Genomic DNA, 25,427 nt, shown 5'->3' with positions numbered 1-25,427 from the left:
GCGCGTCAGCGCACCCATCCCGCAACGAAGGAGTTTCCGGATGCCGACCACCACCCACTCCCCCGACGTGATCGTGATCGGCGGCGGGCTCTCCGGCCTCGTGGCCGCGTGCGAAGTGCTCGCGGCCGGCAAGACCGTGACGATCGTCGAGCAAGAGCCCGCCGCATCCCTCGGCGGACAGGCCTGGTGGTCGTTCGGTGGCATCTTCCTCATCGACAGCCCCGAACAGCGACGGATGCGCGTGAAGGACTCGCTGGAGCTCGCCCGCCAGGACTGGTTCGGCAGCGCCGGCTTCGACCGCCCGGAGGACGAGTGGGGCCGGAAGTGGGCCGAGGCCTACCTCCAGTTCGCGGCCGGTGAGAAGCGCGCCTGGCTGCACGAACGCGGGGTGCGTTTCTTCCCTGTGGTGGGCTGGGCCGAGCGTGGCGGCGACACCGCCACCGGTCACGGCAACTCGGTGCCCCGGTTTCACATCACCTGGGGCACGGGGCCGGGCATCGTGGCTCCGTTCGCGGCTCGCTTCCAGGCGGGGGTCGAGGCCGGGCGGGCGCGCATCCTGCACCGGCACCGGGTCGACGAGCTGCTCACCTCAGACGGCGCCGTGACCGGGGTGCGCGGTAGCGTCCTCGCCCCCAGCACGGCCGCGCGCGGCGAGTCGAGCTCGCGGGAGGTCGCGAGCGAGTTCTCGATCGACGCCGGAGCGGTGGTGGTGGCATCCGGGGGCATCGGCGGCAACCACGACCTCGTTCGGCAGCTCTGGCCCGCCCGCCTCGGCGCACCGCCCGCCACCATGCTCTCGGGCGTGCCGGCGCACGTCGACGGCCGGATGCTCGGCATCAGCGAGCAGGCCGGCGCGCGCCTCGTGAACACCGACCGCATGTGGCACTACACCGAGGGCATCACGAACCACTCTCCCGTGTGGCCGGCCCACGGCATCCGCATCCTGCCCGGGCCGTCGTCACTGTGGCTCGACGCCACGGGAGCGCGCCTGCCGGTGCCGCTGTTCCCCGGCTTCGACACGCTGGCGACACTCGAGCACATCCTGGGCACGGGATACGACTACAGCTGGTTCGTGCTGACCCAGGCCATCATCGAGAAGGAGTTCGCGCTCTCGGGCAGCGAACAGAACCCCGACCTGACGGGCAAGGATCTGCGGCTGCTCGCTCAGCGCATCCGGCCCGGTGCACCGGGGCCCGTCGAGGCGTTCAAGGAGAAGGGCGTCGACTTCGTGGTGGCCGACACACTGCCCGAGCTGCTGCGCGGCATGCGGGAGCTCGAGCCGTCAGGGCCTCTCGATCCGGCGCGGGTGACGCGCGAGGTGTTCGCCCGCGACCGGGAACTCGCGAACGGGTTCTCGAAGGATGCGCAGATCACGGCACTGCGGGGAGCGCGCAAGTACCTCGGCGACCGGCTGATCCGGGTGGCCAAGCCGCACCGGCTGCTCGACCCCAAGGCGGGGCCCCTCATCGCGGTGAAGCTGCACGTGCTGACCCGCAAGAGCCTGGGGGGCATCCAGACCGATCTCGATGGACGGGTGCTCGGCGGCTCGGGCTCACCGATCGGCGGGCTGTTCGCCGCCGGCGAGGTGAGCGGGTTCGGAGGCGGCGGAGTGCACGGCTACCGGGCGCTCGAGGGCACGTTCCTCGGCGGATGCCTGTTCTCGGGCCGGGCGGCCGGGCGGGCCGCAGCGCGGGGCTGACAGCCGGCGAGGGGCTGAGCACACCGGGCTCGGCGAACCGCGACCCGGTTGTGCGACCGCGTTCGTTCAGAGACGCACGAGCACGTGGCCGCGCCGGCTCGTGAGCCGCAGCCAGCCACCCGAGGCGTACACCGACATCTCGTCGCCCGGGATGATGAAACCGAGGCTCACCGCACAGAAGGCGGCGCCCGCGGGGATGGCCGGCAGCTCGCCGGGCAGTTCGGGGAGCGCACGGCCCCACACCTCGGAGCGCACGCGGTGCACGAGCTGTTCGCCGGTGTCGGCGGGAACGGCGGCGGCGACCTCGGCGATACCGAGGCGGGCCGCGGTGTCGAGGGCCAGCGCACCGATCGTTCCTTCGGCCTGCCAGCCGCCTCGGGGCGGACTGATGCCGGCCCAGGCGATACCGGTCTCCGCCGGGGGGAGCGGCACCTCCACGGGACCATCGACCGAATTGCTCAGCACCGAGAGCTGGGCGAGTCGGTCGAGCAACGCGCGGATCGAGACCGTGATGTCGAAAGCATCCGGACTCGACAGGGCGAAGGTGCGCAACCCCAGAACCGTGGGGGTGCGATCGAGCAGCCCCTTCGGCGTGAGGCTGGCGGTATAGGCGGCGAGCACGCCGAGGCCGCCGATCAAGCGCACCGACCCGTTGTCGACTCGGGCTGCACGCCCGAGGTACACCTTGAGGTCGCCGAGCGAAGCGGCATCGATGAGGCTGAAGGACTGGACCATCTGTGCTGTCTAAACTACTTCACAGGCGGCTTTTCGACAGGGCCCCTCACCAGCCGTGTCCCACTCCGGGAGGAACCATGTCCGATCCGCTCTCCGGATTCCTGACCACGCTCGATCTCATCGACACCGGTGCCCGCACGAGTGAGGACATCTTCACCGGCCCCTCGCAGTGGACGCCGAACGGGCGCGTGTTCGGCGGCCAGGTTCTCGCTCAGGCACTGCTCGCCGCTTCGCGCACCGTGGCGCCCGAGCGGCCCGTGCACTCGCTGCACGGCTACTTCCTGCGCCCCGGCGACGCGCGGGAGGACATCACGTTCGCCGTCGACCGACTGCACGACGGCCGGTCGTTCTCCACAAGGCGCACGCAGGCCTATCAGAAGGGTGTGCCGATCCTCTCGGTCATCCTCTCGTTCCAGACGGAGGACGAGGGGTTCGAGCATCAGATCGAGATGCCGCACGATCTGCCCGGGCCGGAGACCCTGCCGAGTGCGGCGGAGCAGCTCGCGGCCATCGATCATCCGATGGCGCGGGTCTGGGCCGAGGAGCGGGCGTTCGACATGCGGCACGTCTCGACGCCCGTCTACATCTCGGTCGAAGGGCAGCACGTCGCCCACCAGGCGGTGTGGATGAAGGCGCTGGGCCGCCTGCCCGACGACCCCGTCATCCATCGCGCCGCTCTCGCCTATGCGAGCGACTACACGATCCTCGAATCGGTGATGCGGCGTCACGGCGTGATCTGGGCGCAGCCCGACCTCAAGATGGCGAGCCTCGACCACGCCATGTGGTGGCACCGGTTCGCCCGGGCCGACGAGTGGCTGCTCTACGTGCAGGAGTCGCCGAGCGCGTCAGGCGGGCGTGGGCTGTCGTTCGGCAGCATCTTCGACCGCGATGGACGGCTGGTCGCGAGCGTCGCGCAGGAGGGCACCATCCGCACCGGTCGATCGGCGCCCCGCCCACCGTCGGTGTAGGTGGAACGGGCCCGGCCTTCTGCCCCGGCGGCCGACGTCAGTCGCGGCGGCGGAAGGTGAGCGGTTCGTCGAGATAGGGCTCCCAGGCCTCCCGTTCGAACGGAAGGATGCGGCGCGGCCGATCGGTCTCGGCGTCGACCAGCACGAGCGTGGTCGATGCCTTCACGAACGTGACCTGGGGCTCGACACCGATCGGGCTCTTGATCTCGTAGTAGACGTCGAGGCTCGCGCCGCCCAGGTGCCCGATCCAGAGCTGCACGTCGATCGGCTGCCGGATGTAGGGCATCGACCGCACGTACTCGATCTCCTGGCGGGAGATGACGCTCTTGGTGCGGGTGGTGGGGCTCGCATCGATCACCGCGGTGCTCCACGCGGCCTGGTCGGGTGCGCTCACGTCGCCATCGACCCAGAAGGCGAAGACGCGCGCCTCCTCGAGGATCTTCAACATCGAGGCATTGTTGACGTGCCCGTACGCGTCGAGGTCTGACCAGCGGAGCTGGATGGGGACGTTGAGTCTCATGGTGCCGACCGGGTGAGGGTGACCGAGGTCAGTCGCGGGTGAGCTTGCGGTAGGCGGAGCGGTGCGGCTTCGCGGCATCCGGCCCGAGACGCTCGATCTTGTTCTCCTCGTACGACTCGAAGTTGCCCTCGAACCAGTACCAGTTGGCCGGGTCGTCCTCGGTGCCCTCGTAGGCCAGGATGTGCGTGGCGATGCGGTCGAGGAACCACCGGTCGTGCGTGATGACCACGGCGCAGCCGGGGAACTCGAGCAGAGCGTTCTCGAGGCTGCCGAGAGTCTCGACGTCGAGGTCGTTGGTGGGCTCGTCGAGCAGGAGGAGGTTGCCGCCCTGCTTGAGCGTGAGCGCCAGGTTGAGGCGGTTGCGCTCACCACCGGAGAGCACCCCGGCCTTCTTCTGCTGGTCGGGCCCCTTGAAACCGAAGGTGCCCACATAGGCACGGGCGGGGATCTCGGTCTTGCCGACCTGGATGTAGTCGAGCCCGTCGGAGACGACCTCGAAGAGGGTCTTGTTGGGGTCGATACCGCCGCGCGACTGGTCGACGTACGAGATGTCGACGGTGTCGCCGATCTTCAGGTCGCCGCCGTCGAGGGGCTCGAGACCCACGATCGTCTTGAAGAGCGTCGACTTTCCGACGCCGTTCGGGCCGATGACGCCGACGATGCCGTTGCGGGGAAGGGTGAAGGACAGGTTGTCGATCAACACGCGCTCACCGAAGCCCTTGCGGAGCTTCTTGGCGTCGATCACCTGCGAGCCCAGACGGGGGCCGACGGGGATCTGGATCTCTTCGAAATCGAGCTTCTTGGTGCGCTCGGCCTCGGCGACCATCTCTTCGTAGCGGGCGAGGCGGGCCTTCGATTTGGCCTGACGACCCTTCGCGTTGCTGCGCACCCAGTCGAGCTCCTCGGCGAGGCGCTTCGAGAGCTTGGCGTCTTTCTTGCCCTGCACCGCGAGACGCTCGCGCTTCTTCTCGAGGTAGGTGGAGTAGTTGCCCTCGTAGGGGTAGAGGCGACCGCGGTCGACCTCGGCGATCCACTCGGCCACGTGGTCGAGGAAGTACCGGTCGTGCGTGACGGCGAGCACGGCACCGTGGTACTGCGACAGGTGCTGCTCGAGCCAGAGAACGCTCTCGGCGTCGAGGTGGTTGGTGGGCTCGTCGAGCAGCAGCAGGTCGGGCTTCTGCAGCAGAAGCTTGCAGAGCGCCACGCGGCGCTTCTCACCACCGGAGAGGTTGGCCACCTCGGCATCGCCCGGGGGCGTGCGCAGGGCATCCATCGCCTGCTCCAGCTGGGAGTCGAGGTCCCACGCGTCGGCGGCATCGATGGCCTCCTGCAGGGTGCCCATCTCCTCGAGCAGAGCATCGAAGTCGGCGTCGGGCTCGGCCATGAGCGCGCTGATCTCGTTGAAGCGGTCGATCTTGCCCTTGATGGGCCCGACGCCCTCCTGCACGTTCTCGAGAACCGTCTTGGTCTCGTCGAGTTCGGGCTCCTGCATGAGGATGCCCACCGTGAAGCCCGGCGTGAGCTTGGCTTCGCCGTTCGACGGGGTGTCGAGACCCGCCATGATCTTCAGGATGGTGGACTTACCGGCGCCGTTCGGACCGACGACCCCGATCTTCGCCCCGGGGATGAACGCCATCGTGACGTCGTCGAGGATCAGCTTGTCGCCCACCGCTTTGCGGGCGCGCACCATCGAGTAAATGTATTCGGCCATGGTTACCAGTCTATGGCGCGGGTCTGACCCACCAGGCACGAGCCGGTGCCCAGGGCGGGCATCACCGAACTCGTGTAGACACCGTGACCGTACTGACCGATGAGGCAGTCGGCACCCCAGCGCACGGAGAACTGGATGCTGTCGGCGGCGACGCCGACCGTGGTGATGTCGGGGGTGACCTGCATGGCCGCGATGTCGAAGCCGTTGGTGCGCAGATTGCTCGTGAAGTCGACACCACCGGCCGCGGGATTGGCGGCGATGAGGGCCTGGTTCGTGCTGTCGAAGAACGCCTTGTTGTCGGCGGCCGTGCCCTCGGGGTTCAGCGCCCCCGCCACGGCAGTGGGGGTGGGGGTGGGCGTCTCGGTGGGGGTGGGCGCTTCGGAGACCGTGGCACTCGGCGCCGGAGCCGAATCGGGAACGCACGCCGCGAGCCCCAGAGCGAGTGCGGCCGGAACCACCAGCACGGCGAGACCTCTCGCGATGGAGCGGCCGGGTAGTGCCCGACGGGATGGCGTGGTGGTCGACCGGCGTCGTGTCGTGTGCATCGCTGGCGTGATCCTCTCGGTCGCGGTGCCTCGTGCGGCGGCCTGTGAAGCCTCCCTGAGTTTATGCGGTGGTCTCGCGCCTCGCCTGGGAGACTGCCCCGGGTCAGAACGGCACCAGCACGTCCTGCAGACCATCGGCGGGCTGCCCCTCATCCGGCTCAGACGCCTCCGGCGGGCTGAACGGGGAGACCGGGCTGGACGTCTCCACCGCCCCTCCGGGCACCACTCCTGGTGCCGCCCATCCCCCGTCTGCCGGTGCGTCGACCGCGTCTGCCGCCTGAGCACCCTCGCTCCCGGGAGCGCCGCCGGTGGCGGGCAGCGACGAGCGCGTGTAGACGGATGTGCCCCAACTGAGATCGTGGCCGATCGCATCTGCCTCGACCTCCACCGTGATGCCCGACTTCTCGCCGCTCTCCCAGGAGCGCACCCGAAGCCGCCCCGTCACCACCACGTGCTGACCGCGCTCGAGCGAGCCGGCGATGTTCACCGCGAGGTGCCGGAACGCGGTGACGGTGTACCAGTTGGTGTCGGCATCCACCCACTTGCGCTGCTCGCGGTCGAAGCGGCGCTGGCCGGAGGCGAGCCGGAAGCTCGTGATCTCGAGGCCCGAATTGGTGGTGATGTGGCGCGGGGGCGTCGCGACGATTCCTGTGAGGGACATGAGGTCGGGCATGGCTGGACTCCTTGCAGATCGGTTCGGTCGGATGACGAACCGAGTCTCCGCCGCGGCGGGAACGCGGAACGGCCGGGGATCCGTTCTGTGGAAGGATTCCCGGCCGTTCGCAGCCGTGCAGGAGAAGTGGGGTCAGGCTGCCTTGATGTACTTCGCGTAGGCCTTGCGCACCTTCGTGACCTTGGGCACGGCCACGGCCATGCAGTAGCCCTGGCCCGGGTTCTTGGCGAAGAAGTCCTGGTGGTACTCCTCGGCCCGGTAGAACTCGCCGAGAGGCTCGAGCGTGGTGACGACTCCGCCGTCCCACAGCTCACCGGCGCGCTCGAGGGCCGCCTCGAAGAGCGCCTTCTGCGCGTCGCCGTCGTAGAACATCGCCGAGCGGTACTGGGTGCCGACGTCATTGCCCTGACGGTTCAGCTGCCGCGGGTCGTGCAGCGTGAAGAACACGTCGAGGATGATCTCCGCGGGGATGACGGTGGGATCGAAGCTGACCGCCACGGCCTCCGCCTGGCCCGTGGTGCCCGTGCACACTTCTTCGTAGGTGGGGTTCGCAACGGTGCCGCCGGTGTACCCGGAGACGACGTCCTGCACCCCCTCGAGCGTGCGGTAGACAGCATCCAGGCACCAGAAGCAGCCTCCGGCGAGAACGAAAGTTTCCATGCCGCGATTCTACGGCCCGGCCGATGTCGGTGGCCGATCGTAGCGTCAGACCATGACCACGATCCAGGCGAAGACGAGCCAGGCGACGACGAGCCAGGCGGCGACGAGAACGATCAGCCCCGGCCCCGGCCTCCGTCGCGTGCGCGACGGGTACTGGCGGGTCACCGCCGCATCCGGCGCCGTGCTCGGGTACGTCGAGGAGGTCACCGACGAGGGGCGGCTCCGGTTTCGCGCCAAGCGCCTGCACTCCGGCCTGCGCATCCTCGCCATCGGGGAGTTCGCTGCACTCGATGAGGCGACGGAGAGCCTGCGGTGAGAGGTCGTCTGGGAGTTCCGGCCACACCGGCTCGTCGGCCCCGCAGCCGGTCGATGCGGAGGTAGTGTGCGGCTCATGGAATGGTGGAATGGATTCGTTGGCTGGCTCACCTCGACGAGCGGCGAGTACGTGGTGTCGCAGCTGGTGCTGCCTGCCCTGGCGATCATCGTGGCAGGCCTCCTGGCCGCCTGGATCGCGAGTTCGTCGATCAAGCGTCTGCTCGCCAAGCACGACCGCGAGCTGAAGATCTCGGCCATCGCGTCGCTCATCGACGCGGCAGAACAGGCCTCCGTCTGGAACTCGCTCACCCCGCAGGAGCAGATCCTCTCCGATCGGGCCACGGGGCAGGCCGACATCCAGGTGCGCCTGCTGCCCATCAAGGGAGCGGATGTCGCGGCGAACTGGGCCGCGCACGCCCTCGCCGAGATGAAGCGCAACTCCGCCACCTTCGGCTACGTCGTGGAGCCCGCGGTCTTCGAGTTCCGCGATCGCCTCATCGAGTGGCAGCAGAAGCCCGGCCGCGCCAAGCGCGTGTTCCAGAGCGACCTCGAGCGCTGGGCCGTCGAAGACTCCTCCACCGAACGCGAGCTGCTCGCCCAGCAAGACGCCTGGGTCGCTCAGCAGCACCACTCGCAGTACGGCACAACGCCGTCGTCGTCGGCCGCCGCATCCGGCGTCGCAGGCCCCGGCCCCGCCGCCCCACAGCCCTACGCCCCCGCGCCGACCGTCGTGATGGCTCCGGCCGCTCCCCTGCCGCCGACGCACGAACCCCGCCCCACGGTTCAGCAGGTGGCATCCGGAACCGGCTCGCGCGGGGTGGCGGCCGGCTCCGACCCGAAGACCACGTCGCCCCTCGGTGACCTCGAGCTCACCACCGACCCGGGCGAGGCCCGCGCCGCCGGCGAGATCCCGCCTCCCGTGCACGCCTTCCCGCCGCGTGCCGGCTCGGAGAACCCGTCGTCCTGACCACGATCGAGTCGCGCCCGCAGGGGCCGGCGCAGCGGCCGTAGTACGCTTTTCGCGTCGCCCCTGTAGCTCAGTGGATAGAGCACCGGCCTTCTAATCCGTTTGTCGCTGGTTCGAATCCAGCCAGGGGCACCCCGTGTCCGGCGCGCCGGCCTGTGCTCAGGCGCTCTCAGCCCGCGACGAGAGCCACTATCCCGGCTACCAGCGAGATCAGGCCGATCAGCAGGGAGATGCCGATCAGTACGGCGTGCACGATCAGGAAGCGCGTCGGCTTGCCGTTCGCGTCCCTCGCTCGCTCGTCGCGGCTGACCCGCTTGTAGAACTGGGGCCAGACGATGGCGTTCCAGGCGGCGTTGACGATGAGCAGGATCGCGAGTGTGGTGAGCATCGACTCCACTCTACGAGTCCCCACAGGGGAGCGTCAGGCCGCGAACCGCTTGACGGAGGCACGTCATAGACTTCGTTCATGAGTTCTTCCTCCGACCGCCTCGTCTGGATCGACTGCGAGATGACGGGGCTCGATCTCGAGGTCGACGAGCTGGTCGAGGTCGCGGTGGTCGTCACCGATTTCGATCTCGCGCTGGTCGATCCGGGTTTCAGCATCGTCATCAAACCCGACGACTCGGCTCTCGAGCACATGAACGACTTCGTCACGAAGATGCACGAGTCGAGCGGGCTCTCCGACGAGATCCCGAACGGTGTGAGCCTCGCCGACGCGGAGTACCAGGTGCTCGAGTACATCCTGAAACACGTGCCGACACCGCAGCAGGCGCCGCTCGCGGGCAACACCATCGGCACCGACCGGGCCTTCCTCGCCAAGTTCATGCCCCGCGTCGACGGCCACCTTCACTACCGCAGCATCGATGTCTCCTCCATCAAGGAGCTGTCGCGCCGCTGGTTCCCCCGGGTGTACTTCAACGCGCCCGAGAAGGCGGGCGGGCACCGCGCACTGGCCGACATCCTCGAGTCGATCCGAGAACTCGAGTACTACCGTAAAGCGGTGTTCATCGCGCCTCCCGGGCCCACCTCGGCCGAGCTCAAGACGGTCTCCGCAGACGTGGTGCGCGAATTCGGCTCGCGTTTGTAATAGACTCTTTGTTCGTTGCCCCGCAAACTCGTTTGCAGGGTGAACATGGTGGATATAGCTCAGTTGGTAGAGCGCTGGCTTGTGGTGCCGGATGTCGCGGGTTCGAGTCCCGTTATTCACCCCACTGGCGGTCATGAGCCGCCCCGATGGCCCGGGTCGATCCCGGGCCATCGGCATATCCGGGCCCGGAATGACGGGTCCCTCCTCGCGATCGACGAATGGATGCTCATGGTCGAGATGGATGCCGACACCTTCGAGATCCTGGTGGGCGACGAACTCGACCTGCTGCCCGATGACATGGTCGACGGTCTCGACAACGTGGTGATCGTAGTGGAGGACCGGCCCGAAGACGGCTCGCTCGATCTTCTCGGCCTGTACGACGGGGTGGCGCTCACCGAACGCGGGCAGTACGGCTTCGGGGAGATGCCCGACCGCATCCTGATCTACCGCGAACCGCTGCTCGCGATCTGCGACGACATCGACGAACTGCGCGATCAGGTGCACGTCACGCTCGTGCACGAGATCGCCCACTACTACGGCATCGACGACACGAAGCTGCACGAACTCGGCTGGGGCTGATCGCCCCGTAGCCTGGTTCACATGGCATCTTCGGCAGGACGCAAAGCGGTGCGGGCGCTGGTGGTGCTCGTGGGCGTCTTCGTGATCCTCGCCATCGGCCTCTACGGCCCCGCAACGCTCGTGGGCCCCCTGCCCACGGCCTCCGCCGCGGTCGCCGACGCCAGCGGGGAGGCCCCGGTCACCGCGGCTCCCACCTTGCCTTCAACAGGTGCGAGCGCCATCGTGGCGGGCGCCGACAGCCCCGTGCTCGCCGCGGGCGGCCTCACCGAGGCGGTGCCGATCGGAGGAACGGCCAAGGCCATCACCGCGCTCGTCGTGCTCGACGCCAAACCGATGGATGCCGGCGCCCAGGGCGAGACCATCACCGTCTCCCGCGACGACTACGACAGCTACGTGCGCTACCTCGCCGAACGGGCCCGTGCCGTGCCCTTCATCACGGGCGAGACGTGGACGCAGCGCGAGATGCTGCAGGCCATGCTCCTCGGCTCGAGCAACAACCACGCGGATTCTCTCGCCCGCTGGGCCTTCGGCTCGATGGACGCCTACCTCGCGGCGGCGACCACCTGGCTCGCGAAGAACGGTCTCACGAGCATCTCCCTCGTCGATGCAACCGGGCTCGACGAGGGAGATGTGGGCACCGCCACCGACCTGGCCCGGGTGAGCGCTCTGGCCTACGCGAACCCCGCCATCGCCGAGATCATGTCGTTCACCGAGGCCCGGGTCACCGGCAACCGCGGCTTCGACAATCTCGCCGCCTACGCCGCCGACGAGGGCTACCGCGGCCTCTCGCGCAGCTACACCGACCAGGCAGGCGTGTGCTTCCTCTTCGCCCTCGACGTCACGGTCGGTGGCGCAGCGGCGGGCACGACCCCGGTCACCCTCTACGGCGCCTTCCTCCGCGAGCCCGACTGGGACACCCTCGACGCCGACCTCACCACGCTCGCGACATCCGCATCCGCCACCCTCGCGCAGACCCCTGTCGTGACCGAGGGGCAGGCCTTCGTGACCTACACCACTCCTTGGGGCGAGACCGCGCACGGGGTCGCGATGGCGACGGAGAGCCGGATGCTCTGGGTCACGTCCCCGCTCGAATACACGGTCGACGCGAAGCAGCTGAGCACCGGGTCGAAGGGCGAGCAGATCGGCAGCGTCACGGTCACCACGCCCGATGGCGACATCAATGTACTGCTCGAACTCGATCAGCGCCTCGGCGATCCCGGCCCGATGTGGCGGCTGACGCATCCGATACCGGTGATCTCGGCGTTCATCGACTCGAAGCCGCTGGGCTGATCGCCCGCAGGCCTGCGGCTAGTTCGGCACCACGAACGTCGCCAGGGCGCGCGGGTTCTCGCGCGCGACGAATGCCTGCCACTGGCGGTCCCAGCGATCCCACTCCCGGGCGAAGAGATCACCGTCGCGGGCGAGCGCACGCCTCTTGCGTTCGGCGTCGTCGGCTTCGACCCAGATGGTGAGGTCGGCGAGAGCCGCGTTGCGGCGGCTCAGCGCGCCGCATCCTTCGACCACCAGCGGATGTGCGGCATCCACCGTGTGCCACTCGGCTTTCTCCCCGCGCTCCCAGTCGTACCGCCGCCAGCGCCCGGGCCGTCCCGCGCGCAGCGGCTCGAGCAGGTGCTCGGCGATCTCCGCGCTCGCCTCCTCGAGGCCGTCCCAGCCGGGATAGATCTCGTCGAGATGGATCACGGTGGGCGCGTCGGCACCGACCCAGCCCCGCTGCATCCGGAGCGAGAGCTGCGTCTTGCCCGATCCGCTCGGGCCGTCGATGAGGATCACGGTCATGGGAGTCTCACCCGATCACGAAGCGGAAGGTTCCCGCAAGCACCGCGGCGGTGAGGGCGGTCGCACCGATGACGGCACCGATCGCGATGAGCAGCCACTCGCGACCGCCGAACGGCGAGGGGCGCGCCCAGGTGCGCACGGTGTCGCCGCCGAATCCGCGCGCCTCCATGGCCGTGGCCAGCTTGCTGCCGCGGCGCAGCGAGATCACGAGCAGGGCGAACGCCTGGTTGAGGAAACGGCGGATTCGGCCCGAGTCGCCGAGGCCCCGGGCGCGCCGGGCGAGCTCCAGCTGCCGCCAGTCATCCAGGAAGAGCCCCACGAGGCGGATGCCCGCGAGGGCGCCCAGCACGAACCGGCTCGGCAGATGCCACACCTGGGCGAGCCCGTCGGCGAGATCAGTCGGGTCCACCGTCGCGAACAGCACCACGGCGGGCAGGCCGATGGCGAGGATGCGGAGCACGGTGGCCACCGCGAGGGCGATCGATCCGTCGCTCACGTGGATCAGCCCGAACTGCAGGTAGGTCTGACCCGCGGGCACTCCGTAGAGGATCGTGGTGACACCGGCGAGAGGAGCGGCGATCCACAGGGCGGCCGTGCGCCGGAAGAAGGCCCTCGGGGCGAGACCGGCCCACAGGAACAGGATGCTCTCGAGCACGAGCGCCACCGCCGCCGACACCCAGTCGATGGTGACGAGCAGCAGCACACTGAGCAGCAGCGAGGCAGTGAGCTTCGCCACCGGGTTGATGGCATGGATGCGACGGGTGCCGCGCACAGGGCCGAGCAGGGTCATCGCACTCCCCCGGCCCCGACCACCAGCTCGCGGTCGGCCAGGGCGTCGATGAAGGCACGGTCGTGCGTCACCACGACCGCCGACGTACCACGCTCCACCTGCTCGGCGAGGAGCAGCACGAGTTCGGCCCAGGTGCGCGAGTCCTGCCCGAACGTGGGCTCGTCGAGGATCAGGATGCTCGGCCGCGCCACGAGGGCCGACGCCACCGAGAGGCGCCGCTTCTCGCCGCCCGAGAGCGTATAGGGGTTCGCCGTGAGGAGGTGGTCGAGTCGCAGCCGCCCGGCGGTCTCCATCACCCGGGCCGCGATCTCGGCCTCGGGGAGCTTCAGCACGCGGAGGCCCACCTCGAGCTCGCCGCGAACCGTGCCGGAGACGAATTGGTGTTCGGGATCCTGGAACACCGTCCCGATGCGGGTGAGGAGGTCACGCGAGCGCCAGACGAAGGGCGAAGCGCTGGTGAGAAGGGGTGAGCGGGCCAGCATCCGACGGGCCGCGCGGCGCACCGCGGTGCCCCGGGTGAGCTCGACGGAACCCGCGAGCTCGCCGCCTTCGGGCAGGATCAGGCCGGCCAGAGTGAGCGCCAGTGTCGTCTTGCCGGCACCGTTCGGGCCGGTGAGGGCGAGGGCCGCGCCGGCCTCCACGTCGACGTCGAGCCCGCTCGCGACAGGCACGCCCGGCACCCGCGCCACGGCGAGTTCACGCCCGGTGAGGAGGACATCGGCGGGTACGCCGCGGGCGCCGGCCGGATGCGCGGGGCGCGGTGATCGGCCCTCCAGCGGGTCGTGGCCCGGCACCCACACCCCGCCGCGCGCGAGTTCGGCGCCGCGCTCGCGGAGCACCTCGTGCGGGTCGCCATCCGCCAGCACACCGCCACCCGGGGCGAGCACGACGACGCGGTCGACGACGTCGAGCCAGATGTCGACGCGGTGCTCGATCACCACGAACGTGGCTCTCGACGATCGCACCAGCTCGGCCACCGCGTCGCGCACGTCGAGCACCCCTGCGGGGTCGAGGTTCGCGGTCGGCTCGTCGAGCAGCACCACCCCTGGCCGCATGGCCAGCACGCCGGCCAGGGCCACGCGCTGCTTCTGCCCGCCGGAGAGCTCGGAGGTGGAGCGGTCGAGGGGCAGGTCGAGACCCACGGCGGCGAGCGCCTCATCCACCCGCGGCCAGATCTCGGCGCGCGGCACCCCGAGGTTCTCGCAGCCGAACGCCACGTCGTCGCCGACGCGGGCGAGCACGAGCTGGGAGTCGGGGTCCTGCATGAGCATGCCCACGCGGCCGCGGATGCGCTCCGGCTCCGCTCCGTCGACGGTGAGCACGCCCTCCTGCTCCCCCTCGTCGGCGCCACCCAGCACGCCCGCGAAGGCGTGCGCGAGCGTCGACTTGCCGGCTCCGGATGCGCCGAGCAGCAGCACACGCTCCCCCGGTTCGATCACGAGGTCGAGCCCTCTGACCGCCCAGGCGGTGCGGGAGGCGTGCCGCCAGCCCCAGCCCTCGGCGCTCAGGCGCGCGCCGGGGGCCGCGACCCCCTCGGGGACGCGGCCGGCCGGCGGCGGGGCGGGATGCGCGCGGCTCGCATCATCCGTCTGTGGCACGGGCTAGGCCCTGGCCGCCACCTCGCGCCCCGCGGCGAAGCGGCTGAGCGCGCCGGTGCGCGCGAGGGCCCGGGCGAGGAGCCAGGAGAGGAGGCCGGCGATCAGGGCGCCGCTGATCACCGCGGAGACGCCGTAGATCGCCTTGAACGAGAAGTCCATCGCCGGATACCAGGTGATGAGGTCGTTCACCGCCATGCCGAGTCCGGCGCCCGCCCCGGCGAGCACCGCCACGTAGGCGCGGTAGTTGCCGTAGAGGAAGAGGGCGAACACGATCTCGGCACCCAGGCCCTGCGCAAGGCCGGAGAGGATGGTGAGCGCGCCGCCCCACTGCGTGCCGACGAGGGCCGAGACGATCGCAGCCACGAGCTCGGTGTAGAGCGCGGCACCGGGCTTGCGGATGATGAGGCCGCCGAGCACTCCGGCGAAGAGCCAGACTCCGTAGAGAAGGGCTTGCGCGCCGGGGGCCACGACCTCGAGCGGGGCGGTGACGGGGGCGTAGAACAGGTTCCAGATCCAGAAGATCAGGCCGGCGGCCACGCCGATGACGCTGGCCACCACGATGTCGACGACACGCCAGCGGAGGGTGCGGCGGGTCTTGAATTGTGAATGCACTTTTCGTGCCCTTTCAGTCGGTGGAAGGGGCACGGGTCGCCGCGTCGTGTTCGTCCGCTTGCGGATGACACCACGCGGCATGAGATGCCTCCCTGCGCTGGCATGATCCAGATCAGGTTCGACGGTCGAAGGTTGAGAACCTTCCTCTCAGCCCGGCTCACCGGACTCCCGTGTGGCATCAGTATAGGCCTCCCGCCCTGCCCCCGCCCTCCGCCGTTGTCCCTCCTGCCGCCGCCGCTCCCGCCGCTCTCACTCCAGCCACCGCCGCCGCTCCCGCCGCTCCCACTCCCGCCGCTCCCACTCCCGCCGCCGCCACTCCCGCCGCCGCCGCTCCCGCGGCTCCCGCCGCTCTCGCTCGGCCGTACCCGACTTGCCACAACTTGTGGCAAGTGCGGGCGCCGGGCAACAGTTTCTGGCAACTGGATCGCACCTGCGGGCTCCCTGCCTGTGGATAACTCAGGCCGGCGGGTACGAAGCGAGCATCATGGGCTCGTGCCGCATCCGTCGCCCCTCCCCTCCCAGCTTCGCGACGCCCCGTTCAGCGTGAGCGACGGGCGAGCCCACGGTCTCTCACCTCAGCGACTCCGCAACCGCGACTTGCGCCGCCCGTACCGCGGTGTTCGGGTGCACGCCGTGTGCGATGACTCTTTCGACGCCCGCTGCCGCGCCTACTGCACCATCGAGCGGCCGGGTCAGTTCTTCAGCCATCTGACCGCCGCGAGGCTGTGGGGCGTTCCGCTCGCCCGCTGGGATCCGGGAGAACCGCTGCATGTCGCCACGATGGCGCCGGCGAGGGCGTCCCGCGTCTCGAGGGTCTGCGGGCACCAATTTCAGGATGCGCACGTCCGCGTTCTCGAGCAGGGCGGGCTGCCCGTCACCGACCCGGCGAGCACCTGGATCCACCTCGCATCCTCTCTGCGCCACGTCGATCTCGTCGCGGCCGCCGACTACCTCGTGGCGACGCCCCACTTTCACGCGGATCGCGACGGGAGACCGTTCACGACGATCGAGCACCTGGCCCAGCGACTGTCCGGCTATCACGGCAAAGGTCGCGGCCAGGCGCTGCGGGCGCTGGAGCGTGTGCGAACCGGCGTCGCGTCACCACAGGAGACGCGGCTGCGGCTCGCTCTGGTCGACCATGGACTTCCCGAACCGGTCACGGATGTCGAGATCCGTGAAGGGTCCTTCCACGCGTGGCTCGACCTGTACTACCCCGCACTCCGGCTCGTCGTGGAGTACGACGGGGAGCAGCATCGCACCGATGACGAGCAGTACGAGAAAGACGTCCACCGCCTCGACACGCTTCGCGCGATGGGCCTCGAGGTCGTCCGGGTCGGCAAGGTCGCTCTCGCGGGGCGTGGAACCATCGCGGTGAACCGAGTGGAGTCCCGGATGCGGGCGCGGGGCTGGATCCCGGGCTCCGAGGCCTGACCGCTGCCCCAGGCGAGCTCACCCGCGCATCGATTTGCCACGAACTGTTGCGCCTGCCGACCGCGTGCCACAACTTGTGGCAACCACCTTCAGGGCGACACGCCCCACCGCACCCGCTTGCCACAAAGTGTTGCCCGCGCGCGCCGCTTGCCACAAGTTGTGGCAACCACCTTCGGGGCGGCACCCTCCGCCGCACCCACGTGCCACAACGTGTTGCCCGCGCACGCCACTTGCCACAACATGTGGCAACCAAGTTCGGGGCGGCACGCCCCCGCACCCGCTTGCCACAAAGTGTTGCCCGCGCGCGCCACTTGCCACAACATGTGGCAACCAAGTTCGGGGTGGCACGCGCCCCCGCACCCACGTGCCACAAAGTGTTGCCCGCACGCGCCACTTGCCACAACATGTGGCAACCAAGTTCGGGGCGGCACGCGCCCCCGCACCCGCTTGCCACAAAGTGTTGCCCGCACGCGCGACTTGCCACAACATGTGGCAACCAAGTTCGGGGCGGCACGCGCCCCCGCACCCACGCGCCACAAAGTGTTGCCCGCACGCGCGACTTGCCACAACTTGTGGCAAGCGGATCCAGGGCGGTCACGCCCGCGCATCGAGTTGCCGCAAAGTGTTGCGCGCGGCCCACGCTTGCCACAAGTTGTGGCAAGTCGGGGGGGGTGGGGCGGGCTACTTCTTGAGGGCGCGCACGAAGCGGGAGACGGCCCAGCCCGTGGTGATGATGACCGGCACCGAGGCCGCGAGCAGCGCGATGATGTTGGGCTCGAAGGTGGCCGCGCCATCCGTCTTCACGTAGGCGCCGATCGGGATCGACACGCCCCCGCCGCCGAAGCCCTCGCCACCGGCATCGCCCGCGGCGATCTTGTGGTCGGTGGCTCCGGGGGACGATGCGGTTCCGTTGCCGCCGCCGAAGCCCGACCAGACGAGGGCGACCGGGATGATGGTCACACCATCGACCTGCACCGGCGCACCGTACGCGGCACCGACTCCGATCGATCGAGTTGCGTCGGTGAGGGTTTCCACGAGGTTGGCCATGCGCCCACGCTACCGCGGACATGGCCCCGAAACCAGAACCGGGTAGCGTGAACGTCACACATCGTCAGGAGACCAGATGCAGTCGTGGCCCGGATCGGCCTACCCCCTCGGAGCGACCTATGACGGGAGCGGAACGAATTTCGCGATCTTCAGTGAGGCTGCGGAGAAGGTCGAGCTCTGCCTGTTCGACGACGAGGGAGTCGAGACCTGCGTCGAACTGATCGAGGTCGACGCCTTCGTGTGGCACGCCTACCTGCCCCAGGTGCAGCCCGGGCAACGCTACGGCTACCGCGTTCACGGCCCCTACGACCCGGCGAAGGGTCAGCGCGCCAACCCGAGCAAACTGCTGCTCGACCCCTACGCGAAGGCCACGAGCGGCACGATCGACTGGGATCAGTCGCTCTTCTCCTACACCTTCGGCGACCCCGACTCGGAGAACACCGACGACAGCGCCGCCCACATGACCTACGGCGTCGTGATCAACCCCTTCTTCGACTGGTCGGGCGACCGCAAGCTGCGTGTGCCCTACAGCCAGAGTGTGATCTACGAAGCCCATGTGAAGGGCCTCACCGAGCTGCACCCCGACATCCCCGAGGAGCAGCGGGGCACCTACGCGGGGGTCGCGCATCCGGCCGTGATCCAGCACCTGCAGAAGCTCGGCGTCACCGCCATCGAGCTCATGCCCGTTCATCAGTTCGTGAACGACAGCACGCTGATCGACAAGGGACTCAGCAATTACTGGGGCTACAACACCATCGGCTTCTTCGCTCCCCAGAACACCTACTCCTCCACGGGCGACCTCGGACAGCAGGTGCAGGAGTTCAAGGGCATGGTGAAGTCGCTGCACGCCGCCGGCATCGAGGTCATCCTGGATGTGGTCTACAACCACACGGCCGAAGGCAACCATCTGGGCCCCACACTGTCGTTCCGCGGCATCGACAATGCGGCCTACTACCGCCTCGTCGAAGACGACCAGCGCTACTACATGGACTACACGGGCACGGGCAACACCCTGAACGTGCGCCATCCGCACTCCCTCCAGCTCATCATGGACTCCCTGCGCTACTGGGTCACCGAGATGCACGTCGACGGATTCCGCTTCGACCTCGCCAGCGCCCTGGCGCGCGAGTTCTACGACGTCGACCGGCTGTCGACCTTCTTCGAGCTCGTGCAGCAAGACCCGGTGGTGTCGCAGGTGAAGCTCATCGCCGAGCCGTGGGATGTCGGCCCCGGCGGCTACCAGGTGGGAAACTTCCCCCCGCAATGGACCGAGTGGAACGGCAAGTACCGCGACACCGTGCGCGACTTCTGGCGCGGCGAACCGTCGACGCTCGGCGAGTTCGCGAGCCGCTTCACGGGCTCGGCCGACCTCTACGAGCACTCGGGCCGCCGCCCGGTGGCCAGCATCAACTTCGTCACGGCCCACGATGGCTTCACCCTGCGCGACCTCGTGTCGTACAACGAGAAGCACAACGACGCCAACGGCGAAGACAACAACGACGGCGAATCGCACAACCGCTCCTGGAACTGCGGCGTCGAAGGCCCCACCGACGACCCGAAGGTCCTCACTCTCCGTGCCCGCCAGCAGCGCAACTTCATCGCCACGATGATGCTCTCGCAGGGCGTTCCGATGCTGCTGCACGGCGATGAGCTGGGTCGCACGCAGGAGGGCAACAACAACACCTACGCCCAGGACAGCCCCCTCACCTGGGTGCACTGGGATGCCGAAGACCAGCCGCTCATCGAGTTCACCGCGGCCGTCACCCGGCTGCGGAAGGAGCATCCGACGTTCCGGCGCAGCCGGTTCTTCGACGGCCGGCCCGTGAAGCGCGGTGCGGGCGAGCCCCTCCCCGACATCGTCTGGCTCGACACCGAGGCGAGCGAGATGCAGCCCGAGGACTGGGACTCGAGCCTCTCGAGGTCGGTGGGTGTGTTCTTGAACGGGCAGGGCATCGGTGCGCGCGACCCTCGCGGCAATCCGCTCACGGATGTGCACTTCCTCCTCTACTTCAACGCCCACGACGAGGAGCAGAGGTTCACCCTGCCGTCGGCGGAGTACGCCGAGTCGTGGGATGTCGTGATCGACACCGCGGGAGAGGCGGCGGATTCACAGGTCTTCACCGCTGGCGCAATTCTCTCGGTCGAGGCACGCTCGATGGTGGTGCTGCGACTCCACCGCGAACTCGAGGTGGAACCCGACCACTCGGTCGCAGCGTCACTCACCGCCCAGGCGGACTCGTCGGCCCAGATCATCCCACCACCCGTGGGCTAGGCACGACGCCCCGCAGTCATCTCAGGCACGAAGGATCCCCGGATGCGCACCCCCCGCTCGACCTATCGCCTCCAGCTCACCGCCGACTTCACCCTGTGGGATGCGGCACGCCTCGTCCCCTACCTCGCGCGCCTCGGCGCCGACTGGGTGTATCTCTCGCCGATCCTGCAGGCGGAGCCCGGCTCGCAACACGGCTACGACGTCACCGACCACTCCCGCGTCGACGAGTCGCGAGGGGGCGCCGATGGGCTGCGTGCGCTCTCCGACGCCGCGCACGAGGCGGGGCTCGGGGTGCTCGTCGACATCGTGCCGAACCACGTGGGCGTGGCGACACCGGCACAGAACCCGTGGTGGTGGGATCTCCTGAAGAACGGGCGCGAGTCGCGGTACGCCGACGCCTTCGACGTCGACTGGGAGTTCGGGGGCGGGCGCATCCGCATCCCCGTGCTGGGCGACGACTCGATCGAGGCGCTCGCTCTGGAGACGGATGACGCGGGCGACACCGTTCTCGCCTACTACGACAACCGCTACCCGATCGCCCCCGGCACCGCCGACGACGGCGCCGACGCGCAGACCGTGCACGCACGGCAGCACTACGAGCTGATGAACTGGCGGCGCGAGAGCACCGACCTCAACTACCGGCGCTTCTTCGCGGTGTCGACGCTGGCGGCCATCCGGGTGGAGGAGCCGTGGGTGTTCGACGAGTCGCACGCCGAGATCGCACGCTGGTTCCGGGAAGGACTCGTCGACGGGCTGCGGGTCGACCACCCCGACGGGCTCGCCGATCCGGGCGGCTACATCGAGCGGCTCTCCGAGCTCACGAGCGGGGGCTACATCCTCGTCGAGAAGATCCTCGAGGGCGATGAGCCGCTCGAGCGCGACTGGAAGACCGCGGGCACCACCGGGTACGACGCCCTTGCCGGACTCGACCGCGTGTTCGTCGACCCGGCCGGTGAGCAGCCGCTCGATCGGCTCGCCGCCGCGTTGCGGCTCGAGAGCGCCACAACCACGGGTGACTACCGTGCTCTCATCCACGACACCAAGCGGGGTGTCGCCGACGGCATCCTCCAGGCCGAGGCACGCCGGCTTACCCGCGACATCGAGCGGGCGGGAGGGCTCGCCACTCCCACCGACAGCGCGGTGATCACGGATGCGGTGGCCGAGCTGCTCACCTGCTTCCCCGTCTACCGCTCCTACCTGCCCGCCGGCCGGGAGCACCTCGACGAGGCGCTCGCGCGGGCCCGCGAGCAGCGACCCGACCTCGACGCGGTGCTGGTGGAGACGGCGACGGTGCTCGCCCGAACGGGGTCGGCACCCGCCATCCGGTTCCAGCAGACCTCGGGCATGGTGATGGCGAAGGGGGTTGAAGACACGGCGTTCTACCGCTTCACCCGGCTCACGAGCCTCACCGAGGTCGGCGCCGAGCCCGACGAGTTCAGCGTGAGCGTGGAGCACTTCCACGAGCTGCAGCGGCGCAGGCACAGAACCGTGCCCGACACGATGACCACGCTGTCGACACACGACACGAAGCGCTCCGAGGACACCCGTTCGCGCATCTCGGCCCTCGCCGAGATCGCCGACGGGTGGGCGGGAACGATCGCGAAGATCCGCGCGCTGCTGCCGCTGTTCGACGGGTCGTTCGAGAACCTCCTGTGGCAGGCGCTCGTGGGTGCGTGGCCGCTCACCCGTGAGAGGGCGCAGGATTACGCTCTGAAGGCTGCCCGGGAGGCGGGCGACGCGACGAGCTGGCTCGCGCCCGACGAGGAGTTCGAAGCCCGCATGAGCGCCGCGATCGACGCGGTGTTCACCGACCCGATCGCGCGGGGCCTCATCGAGAGCCAGGTTGCGGCCGTGCGGGGCGCGGGGCGCATCACCTCCCTCTCCGAGAAGCTCGTGCAGCTCACCACGACGGGCGTGCCCGACGTGTACCAGGGCACCGAGCTCTGGGACCACTCGCTGGTCGACCCCGACAACCGCCGTCCGGTCGACTACGACCTGCGCTCCGAGCTGCTGACGGTTCAGGATGCGGGCGAGCTGCCGCTCTGGCAGCCCGACGAGGCCGACGACGCGGGTGCCGTCAAGCTGCTCGTTGCCTCGACCGCGCTGCGGCTGCGCCGCGACCGGCCCGAGCTCTTCACTGGCTACAAGCCGCTAGAGGCCCGAGGTTCGGGTGCCGCACACGTGCTCGCCTTCGATCGAGGCGGTGCCATCACCGTGGCCACCCGACTGCCGATCGGCCTGACGGCGCGGGGAGGGTGGGACGACACCACGCTCGAGCTGCCGGCCACCCGGGCCGGGTACGTCGACACGTTCACCGGGCGCATCGTGAGCGAGGGCGACATCCGTCTCGCCGAACTGCTCGCCACCTACCCCGTCGCCCTGCTGCAGAGGATCGAAGACTGATGAGCCATGAGAACACGTTCGGGGTCTGGGCTCCGCGGGCCGAGCTGGTCGAACTCGTGATCGATTCGGGGGCGGATGGCGACCGGGTCGCGCATCCGATGGTCAGAGGCGACGACGCCTGGTGGCTTCCGTCGCCCGACGTGACCTGGGCGCCCGGCATCGACTACGGCTACGTCATCGACGGCGAAGGGCCCTACCCCGACCCCCGATCGCGGCGGCAGCCCCAGGGGGTGCACGGTCTCTCACGCACCGACGACCCCTCGTCGTACTCGTGGAACGACGACGGCTGGGCGGGCCTCCCGCTCGACCGCGCCGAGATCTACGAGCTGCACATCGGTACCTTCACCCCCGCGGGCACGCTCGACGCGGCGCTCGACCGGCTCGATCACCTGAAGTCGATCGGCGTCACCCACGTGGAGCTGTTGCCGGTGAACGGCTTCAACGGCACGCACAACTGGGGCTACGACGGGGTGGCATGGTTCACCGTGCAGGAGGGCTACGGGGGGCCGGATGCGTATCGACGCTTCGTCGACGCGTGTCACGCCGCGGGGCTGGCCGTCATCCAGGACGTGGTCTACAACCACCTCGGGCCGAGCGGCAACTACCTGCCGATCTACGGGCCCTACCTGAACGATGCGTCGAGCAACACCTGGGGCACATCGGTGAACCTCTCGCACGAGGGTTCGGGCGAGGTTCGGAGCTTCATCATCGACAACGCCCTCATGTGGCTGCGCGACTACCACGTCGACGGTTTGCGGCTCGACGCCGTTCACGCGCTGGTCGACGACTCCCCTGTGCACCTGCTGGCAGAACTCGGTGCCGCGGTCGACGCGCTCTCGGAGGCCGACGGCGTGCGACGGATGCTCATCGCCGAGTCCGACCTGAACGACCCGGTGATGTTCCTGCCGCGCGACCAGAACGGCTACGGGCTCGACGGGCAGTGGAGCGACGACTTCCACCACGCGGTGCACGTGAACCTCACCGGCGAGACCATCGGCTACTACGAGGACTTCGACTCCGTCGGCGCCCTCGCGAAGGTGCTCACGCGAGGGTTCTTCCATGACGGAACGTGGTCGAGTTTCCGCGAGAAGACCCATGGCGTCGAGCTCGACCGGGCGGCCACCGCGCCCTGGAGGCTCGTGGTGGCCTCGCACAACCACGACCAGATCGGCAACCGGGCCGTCGGCGACCGTCTGACGGCGACGCTCGACAACGACTCCCTCGCCATCGCCGCCACGCTCACGATGCTCGGCCCCTTCACCCCGATGCTCTTCATGGGTGAGGAGTGGGCTGCATCGACGCCTTGGCAGTTCTTCACCTCGCATCCGGAACCCGAGCTCGGCGAAGCCACGGCCAAGGGTCGCATCGGCGAGTTCGCGAAGATGGGGTGGGACCCGGCCGTGGTGCCCGACCCGCAGGATCCGGCCACGTTCCAGAACTCGAAGCTCGACTGGTCGGAGCTCACCGATCCCGCGCATCCGGAGCACGCCGCGATGCTCGAGGTCTACCGCACGCTCGGCGCCCTCCGCCGAACCCTGCCCGCCGGTGACGACGTTCGCCTGTCCGACATCGCCGTGAGCTTCGACGAAGATGCCCGCTGGCTCGTGCTGGAGCGCCCGGCCCTCGTGATCCTGGTGAACCTCTCGGATGCCCCCCTCGACGTCGCCACCGTCGCGCCCCGTCTCGGCGAGCCCCTCTTCGACTCCCACGCAGCCCTGCGCGGCCGCCCCCTGCCGGCCGAGCTCACGACCTCAGCGGCGCGTTCCGTTCTGGTCGGCCGTCTCGCCTGAGCGGGGGGACTTCATGAGGGAGGCCGGGCGCAACATGTCGGCTCCGAAGCGGGCGGCGACGCGGTCGACCGTGAGTTCGGCGTCGCGCCAGCCCTCCGAGGGCGACTCCTCGTCGGCCCAGAGCGCCGGCTGGTGCACGGCGCCCTCGGCCGCGGAGAGCTGTTCGACGCGCACACCGATCAGGCGGATCGGCTCGCCCACCGCCCCTACCGCCTCATAAATGGCCAGCACCTCGTCGAAGATGCGGCGGCCGAGGTCGGTGGGCTCCGAGAGGGTGCGCGACCGCGAGATGGTGGTGAAGTCGGAGAATCGCAGCTTCAGCGCCACCGTGCGCCCCATCAGGTCGGCCGCCCGCAACCGCGCCGCCACACGGTTCGACTGGTGCAGCAGCTCGCGCCGCAGAACATCCGGCGAGCGCTCGTCGACATCGAAGGTGCGCTCGTGGCCCACGCTCTTCTCCTGGCTCGTGGGCACCACGCCCCGCGTGTCGATGCCGTTCGCGAGCTCGTGCAGCTTCGCGCCGCTCGCCTCCCCCACCGCACGCACGAGGGCATCGAGGGGGGTCGAGGCGATGTCGCCCACCGTGCGCAGGCCCAGACGCTCGAGCCGCGACGCCGTGCTCTCGCCCACACCCCAGAGCGCTCGCACGGGAAGCGGATGAAGGTACCCCAGCACCTCGGACGGCCGCACGACGAGCATGCCATCGGGTTTCGCGCGCCCGGAGGCGAGCTTCGCCATGAACTTGGTGGGCGCCACCCCCACCGAGCACGGCAGTCCTGTCTCGGCGAGCACCCGCGCCCGGAGGCGCTCGGCGATCACGTCGGACTCACCGAGCAGGCGCCTGGCGCCCGACACATCGAGGAACGCCTCGTCGATGCTGAGCGGTTCGACGAGCGGAGTCACCTCGCGGAACAACGCCATCACGGCGCGCGAGGCATCCCGGTACCGGTCCATGTGCGGCTCCAGCACCACGGCGCCCGGGCACAGCCGCAGGGCGGCACCCACGGGCATCGCCGAGTGCACACCGTAGGCCCGTGCCTCGTAGGTGGCGCTCGTGACCACGGCCCGCGCCGATCGCCCACCCACGATCACGGGGCGCCCACGCAACTCGGGGCGGGAGAGCAGCTCGACCGACGCGAAGAAGGCATCCATGTCGACATGCAGGATCGACGGACTCGGCTCCCGCTGCGACCCGTCCGATCCCGCACCCATGCCTCGAGCCTAAGCG

The 25,427-nt window shown here is 69.4% G+C and carries 24 protein-coding genes, 2 tRNA genes and 1 riboswitch; of the genes, 13 read left to right on the top strand and 13 right to left on the bottom strand.

Annotated features, from left to right (window positions below; all coding sequences use genetic code 11):
* Positions 1-40: 40 nt before the first annotated feature.
* Positions 41-1,699, top strand: a complete 1,659-nt coding sequence (locus EPO52_RS13095) for an FAD-binding dehydrogenase (protein ID WP_290807170.1) — start codon at positions 41-43, stop codon at positions 1,697-1,699.
* Positions 1,700-1,765: 66 nt separating this feature from the next.
* On the opposite strand, the gene EPO52_RS13090 is transcribed toward EPO52_RS13095, so the two are convergent.
* The gene (locus tag EPO52_RS13090; protein ID WP_290807168.1) at positions 1,766-2,434 is read right to left on the bottom strand and encodes a hypothetical protein; all 669 of its coding nucleotides are present in this window, start codon (positions 2,432-2,434) and stop codon (positions 1,766-1,768) included.
* 77 nt (positions 2,435-2,511) lie between these two features.
* Between EPO52_RS13090 and EPO52_RS13085 the strand changes: the two genes are divergently transcribed.
* Positions 2,512-3,402, top strand: coding sequence for an acyl-CoA thioesterase II (locus EPO52_RS13085; protein ID WP_290807166.1), 891 nt, complete (start codon positions 2,512-2,514; stop codon positions 3,400-3,402).
* 37 nt (positions 3,403-3,439) lie between these two features.
* Here the strand turns inward: EPO52_RS13085 and EPO52_RS13080 are convergent, their stop codons facing one another.
* The 5 genes from EPO52_RS13080 to msrA all read right to left on the bottom strand — a co-directional run bounded on the left by EPO52_RS13080 (position 3,440) and on the right by msrA (position 7,511).
* Positions 3,440-3,922 carry a thioesterase family protein gene (locus tag EPO52_RS13080; RefSeq protein WP_290807164.1) on the bottom strand — a complete coding sequence of 161 codons (483 nt, stop codon included), beginning with the start codon at positions 3,920-3,922 and terminating at the stop codon, positions 3,440-3,442.
* 28 nt (positions 3,923-3,950) lie between these two features.
* Positions 3,951-5,633 carry an energy-dependent translational throttle protein EttA gene (ettA, locus tag EPO52_RS13075; RefSeq protein WP_290807162.1) on the bottom strand — a complete coding sequence of 561 codons (1,683 nt, stop codon included), beginning with the start codon at positions 5,631-5,633 and terminating at the stop codon, positions 3,951-3,953.
* 2 nt (positions 5,634-5,635) lie between these two features.
* Positions 5,636-6,178, bottom strand: a complete 543-nt coding sequence (locus EPO52_RS13070) for a hypothetical protein (protein ID WP_290807160.1) — start codon at positions 6,176-6,178, stop codon at positions 5,636-5,638.
* 103 nt (positions 6,179-6,281) lie between these two features.
* Positions 6,282-6,851 carry a single-stranded DNA-binding protein gene (locus EPO52_RS13065; RefSeq protein WP_290807158.1) on the bottom strand — a complete coding sequence of 190 codons (570 nt, stop codon included), beginning with the start codon at positions 6,849-6,851 and terminating at the stop codon, positions 6,282-6,284.
* Positions 6,852-6,983: 132 nt separating this feature from the next.
* Complete coding sequence (gene msrA / locus EPO52_RS13060; protein ID WP_290807156.1) at positions 6,984-7,511, bottom strand: peptide-methionine (S)-S-oxide reductase MsrA; 528 nt, start codon at positions 7,509-7,511, stop codon at positions 6,984-6,986.
* A gap of 52 nt (positions 7,512-7,563) precedes the next feature.
* Between msrA and EPO52_RS13055 the strand changes: the two genes are divergently transcribed.
* The 3 genes from EPO52_RS13055 to EPO52_RS13045 all read left to right on the top strand — a co-directional run bounded on the left by EPO52_RS13055 (position 7,564) and on the right by EPO52_RS13045 (position 8,925).
* On the top strand, positions 7,564-7,827 hold the full coding sequence (locus EPO52_RS13055) for a hypothetical protein (protein ID WP_290807154.1): 264 nt from the start codon (positions 7,564-7,566) through the stop codon (positions 7,825-7,827).
* A gap of 75 nt (positions 7,828-7,902) precedes the next feature.
* Complete coding sequence (locus EPO52_RS13050; RefSeq protein WP_290807152.1) at positions 7,903-8,793, top strand: hypothetical protein; 891 nt, start codon at positions 7,903-7,905, stop codon at positions 8,791-8,793.
* A 59-nt stretch (positions 8,794-8,852) separates the two neighbouring features.
* Positions 8,853-8,925, top strand: a tRNA-Arg gene (locus EPO52_RS13045).
* Positions 8,926-8,962: 37 nt separating this feature from the next.
* Here EPO52_RS13045 and EPO52_RS13040 read toward each other — a convergent pair.
* On the bottom strand, positions 8,963-9,181 hold the full coding sequence (locus EPO52_RS13040; protein ID WP_290807150.1) for an SCO4848 family membrane protein: 219 nt from the start codon (positions 9,179-9,181) through the stop codon (positions 8,963-8,965).
* A 78-nt stretch (positions 9,182-9,259) separates the two neighbouring features.
* Between EPO52_RS13040 and orn the strand changes: the two genes are divergently transcribed.
* The 4 genes from orn (at position 9,260) to EPO52_RS13020 (ending at position 11,749) form a co-directional block, all read left to right on the top strand.
* A complete protein-coding gene (gene orn, locus EPO52_RS13035) occupies positions 9,260-9,880 on the top strand; it encodes an oligoribonuclease (protein ID WP_290807148.1) in 621 nt (206 codons plus the stop codon).
* A gap of 48 nt (positions 9,881-9,928) precedes the next feature.
* Positions 9,929-10,004 (top strand) — tRNA-His (locus EPO52_RS13030).
* A 104-nt stretch (positions 10,005-10,108) separates the two neighbouring features.
* A complete protein-coding gene (locus EPO52_RS13025; RefSeq protein ID WP_290807146.1) occupies positions 10,109-10,459 on the top strand; it encodes a metallopeptidase family protein in 351 nt (116 codons plus the stop codon).
* Between the two features lie 21 nt (positions 10,460-10,480).
* Complete coding sequence (locus tag EPO52_RS13020) at positions 10,481-11,749, top strand: hypothetical protein (RefSeq protein WP_290807144.1); 1,269 nt, start codon at positions 10,481-10,483, stop codon at positions 11,747-11,749.
* 18 nt (positions 11,750-11,767) lie between these two features.
* Here the strand turns inward: EPO52_RS13020 and EPO52_RS13015 are convergent, their stop codons facing one another.
* From EPO52_RS13015 to EPO52_RS13000, 4 genes are all read right to left on the bottom strand, one after another.
* Positions 11,768-12,256: an ATP-binding protein gene (locus EPO52_RS13015; protein ID WP_290807142.1), complete on the bottom strand. Its 489-nt coding sequence runs from the start codon at positions 12,254-12,256 to the stop codon at positions 11,768-11,770.
* 7 nt (positions 12,257-12,263) lie between these two features.
* Positions 12,264-13,046 carry an energy-coupling factor transporter transmembrane component T gene (locus EPO52_RS13010; RefSeq protein WP_290807140.1) on the bottom strand — a complete coding sequence of 261 codons (783 nt, stop codon included), beginning with the start codon at positions 13,044-13,046 and terminating at the stop codon, positions 12,264-12,266.
* The gene (locus tag EPO52_RS13005; protein ID WP_290807253.1) at positions 13,043-14,554 is read right to left on the bottom strand and encodes an ATP-binding cassette domain-containing protein; all 1,512 of its coding nucleotides are present in this window, start codon (positions 14,552-14,554) and stop codon (positions 13,043-13,045) included. Before EPO52_RS13005 ends, EPO52_RS13010 begins: the two co-directional genes overlap by 4 nt.
* Positions 14,555-14,647: 93 nt before the next feature.
* The gene (locus tag EPO52_RS13000) at positions 14,648-15,256 is read right to left on the bottom strand and encodes an ECF transporter S component (RefSeq protein WP_290807138.1); all 609 of its coding nucleotides are present in this window, start codon (positions 15,254-15,256) and stop codon (positions 14,648-14,650) included.
* A gap of 72 nt (positions 15,257-15,328) precedes the next feature.
* Positions 15,329-15,440: riboswitch (TPP riboswitch) on the bottom strand.
* 449 nt (positions 15,441-15,889) lie between these two features.
* Here EPO52_RS13000 and EPO52_RS12995 point away from each other — a divergent pair.
* A complete protein-coding gene (locus EPO52_RS12995; protein ID WP_290807136.1) occupies positions 15,890-16,687 on the top strand; it encodes a DUF559 domain-containing protein in 798 nt (265 codons plus the stop codon).
* Between the two features lie 681 nt (positions 16,688-17,368).
* Here the strand turns inward: EPO52_RS12995 and EPO52_RS12990 are convergent.
* Positions 17,369-17,734, bottom strand: a complete 366-nt coding sequence (locus EPO52_RS12990; RefSeq protein ID WP_290807134.1) for a hypothetical protein — start codon at positions 17,732-17,734, stop codon at positions 17,369-17,371.
* A gap of 76 nt (positions 17,735-17,810) precedes the next feature.
* Between EPO52_RS12990 and glgX the strand changes: the two genes are divergently transcribed.
* From glgX to treZ, 3 genes are read left to right on the top strand one after another with little or no spacing between them, the layout of a single operon-like run.
* Positions 17,811-20,006, top strand: a complete 2,196-nt coding sequence (gene glgX / locus EPO52_RS12985; RefSeq protein WP_290807133.1) for a glycogen debranching protein GlgX — start codon at positions 17,811-17,813, stop codon at positions 20,004-20,006.
* A 42-nt stretch (positions 20,007-20,048) separates the two neighbouring features.
* Complete coding sequence (treY, locus tag EPO52_RS12980) at positions 20,049-22,409, top strand: malto-oligosyltrehalose synthase (protein WP_290807131.1); 2,361 nt, start codon at positions 20,049-20,051, stop codon at positions 22,407-22,409.
* A complete protein-coding gene (gene treZ / locus EPO52_RS12975) occupies positions 22,409-24,199 on the top strand; it encodes a malto-oligosyltrehalose trehalohydrolase (protein WP_290807130.1) in 1,791 nt (596 codons plus the stop codon). The genes treY and treZ overlap by 1 nt, the downstream gene beginning before the upstream one ends.
* Here the strand turns inward: treZ and EPO52_RS12970 are convergent.
* The gene (locus tag EPO52_RS12970) at positions 24,161-25,411 is read right to left on the bottom strand and encodes a DNA polymerase IV (protein ID WP_290807128.1); all 1,251 of its coding nucleotides are present in this window, start codon (positions 25,409-25,411) and stop codon (positions 24,161-24,163) included. The genes treZ and EPO52_RS12970 overlap by 39 nt on opposite strands.
* Positions 25,412-25,427 lie beyond the last annotated feature (16 nt).

It is taken from the genome of Herbiconiux sp., from assembly GCF_004297105.1.
Lineage (GTDB): Bacteria > Actinomycetota > Actinomycetes > Actinomycetales > Microbacteriaceae > Herbiconiux.
The sequence above is the reverse complement of the archived record's forward strand: the minus strand, read 5'-3'. Positions and strand labels throughout refer to the sequence as shown.

What these genes read in the sequence shown, in the direction of transcription:
- EPO52_RS13040 (WP_290807150.1), bottom strand. Translation starts at nt 9,181, where the DNA reads ATGCTCACCACACTCGCGATCCTGCTCATCGTCAACGCCGCCTGGAAC.
- EPO52_RS12970 (WP_290807128.1), bottom strand. Translation starts at nt 25,411, where the DNA reads ATGGGTGCGGGATCGGACGGGTCGCAGCGGGAGCCGAGTCCGTCGATC.
- treZ (WP_290807130.1), top strand. Translation starts at nt 22,409, where the DNA reads ATGAGCCATGAGAACACGTTCGGGGTCTGGGCTCCGCGGGCCGAGCTG.
- EPO52_RS13025 (WP_290807146.1), top strand. Translation starts at nt 10,109, where the DNA reads ATGGTCGAGATGGATGCCGACACCTTCGAGATCCTGGTGGGCGACGAA.
- orn (WP_290807148.1), top strand. Translation starts at nt 9,260, where the DNA reads ATGAGTTCTTCCTCCGACCGCCTCGTCTGGATCGACTGCGAGATGACG.
- ettA (WP_290807162.1), bottom strand. Translation starts at nt 5,633, where the DNA reads ATGGCCGAATACATTTACTCGATGGTGCGCGCCCGCAAAGCGGTGGGC.
- msrA (WP_290807156.1), bottom strand. Translation starts at nt 7,511, where the DNA reads ATGGAAACTTTCGTTCTCGCCGGAGGCTGCTTCTGGTGCCTGGATGCT.
- EPO52_RS13010 (WP_290807140.1), bottom strand. Translation starts at nt 13,046, where the DNA reads ATGACCCTGCTCGGCCCTGTGCGCGGCACCCGTCGCATCCATGCCATC.
- glgX (WP_290807133.1), top strand. Translation starts at nt 17,811, where the DNA reads ATGCAGTCGTGGCCCGGATCGGCCTACCCCCTCGGAGCGACCTATGAC.
- EPO52_RS13070 (WP_290807160.1), bottom strand. Translation starts at nt 6,178, where the DNA reads ATGCACACGACACGACGCCGGTCGACCACCACGCCATCCCGTCGGGCA.
- EPO52_RS13055 (WP_290807154.1), top strand. Translation starts at nt 7,564, where the DNA reads ATGACCACGATCCAGGCGAAGACGAGCCAGGCGACGACGAGCCAGGCG.
- EPO52_RS13050 (WP_290807152.1), top strand. Translation starts at nt 7,903, where the DNA reads ATGGAATGGTGGAATGGATTCGTTGGCTGGCTCACCTCGACGAGCGGC.
- EPO52_RS13080 (WP_290807164.1), bottom strand. Translation starts at nt 3,922, where the DNA reads ATGAGACTCAACGTCCCCATCCAGCTCCGCTGGTCAGACCTCGACGCG.
- EPO52_RS13085 (WP_290807166.1), top strand. Translation starts at nt 2,512, where the DNA reads ATGTCCGATCCGCTCTCCGGATTCCTGACCACGCTCGATCTCATCGAC.
- EPO52_RS13095 (WP_290807170.1), top strand. Translation starts at nt 41, where the DNA reads ATGCCGACCACCACCCACTCCCCCGACGTGATCGTGATCGGCGGCGGG.
- EPO52_RS13015 (WP_290807142.1), bottom strand. Translation starts at nt 12,256, where the DNA reads ATGACCGTGATCCTCATCGACGGCCCGAGCGGATCGGGCAAGACGCAG.
- treY (WP_290807131.1), top strand. Translation starts at nt 20,049, where the DNA reads ATGCGCACCCCCCGCTCGACCTATCGCCTCCAGCTCACCGCCGACTTC.
- EPO52_RS13090 (WP_290807168.1), bottom strand. Translation starts at nt 2,434, where the DNA reads ATGGTCCAGTCCTTCAGCCTCATCGATGCCGCTTCGCTCGGCGACCTC.
- EPO52_RS13020 (WP_290807144.1), top strand. Translation starts at nt 10,481, where the DNA reads ATGGCATCTTCGGCAGGACGCAAAGCGGTGCGGGCGCTGGTGGTGCTC.
- EPO52_RS13065 (WP_290807158.1), bottom strand. Translation starts at nt 6,851, where the DNA reads ATGCCCGACCTCATGTCCCTCACAGGAATCGTCGCGACGCCCCCGCGC.
- EPO52_RS12990 (WP_290807134.1), bottom strand. Translation starts at nt 17,734, where the DNA reads ATGGCCAACCTCGTGGAAACCCTCACCGACGCAACTCGATCGATCGGA.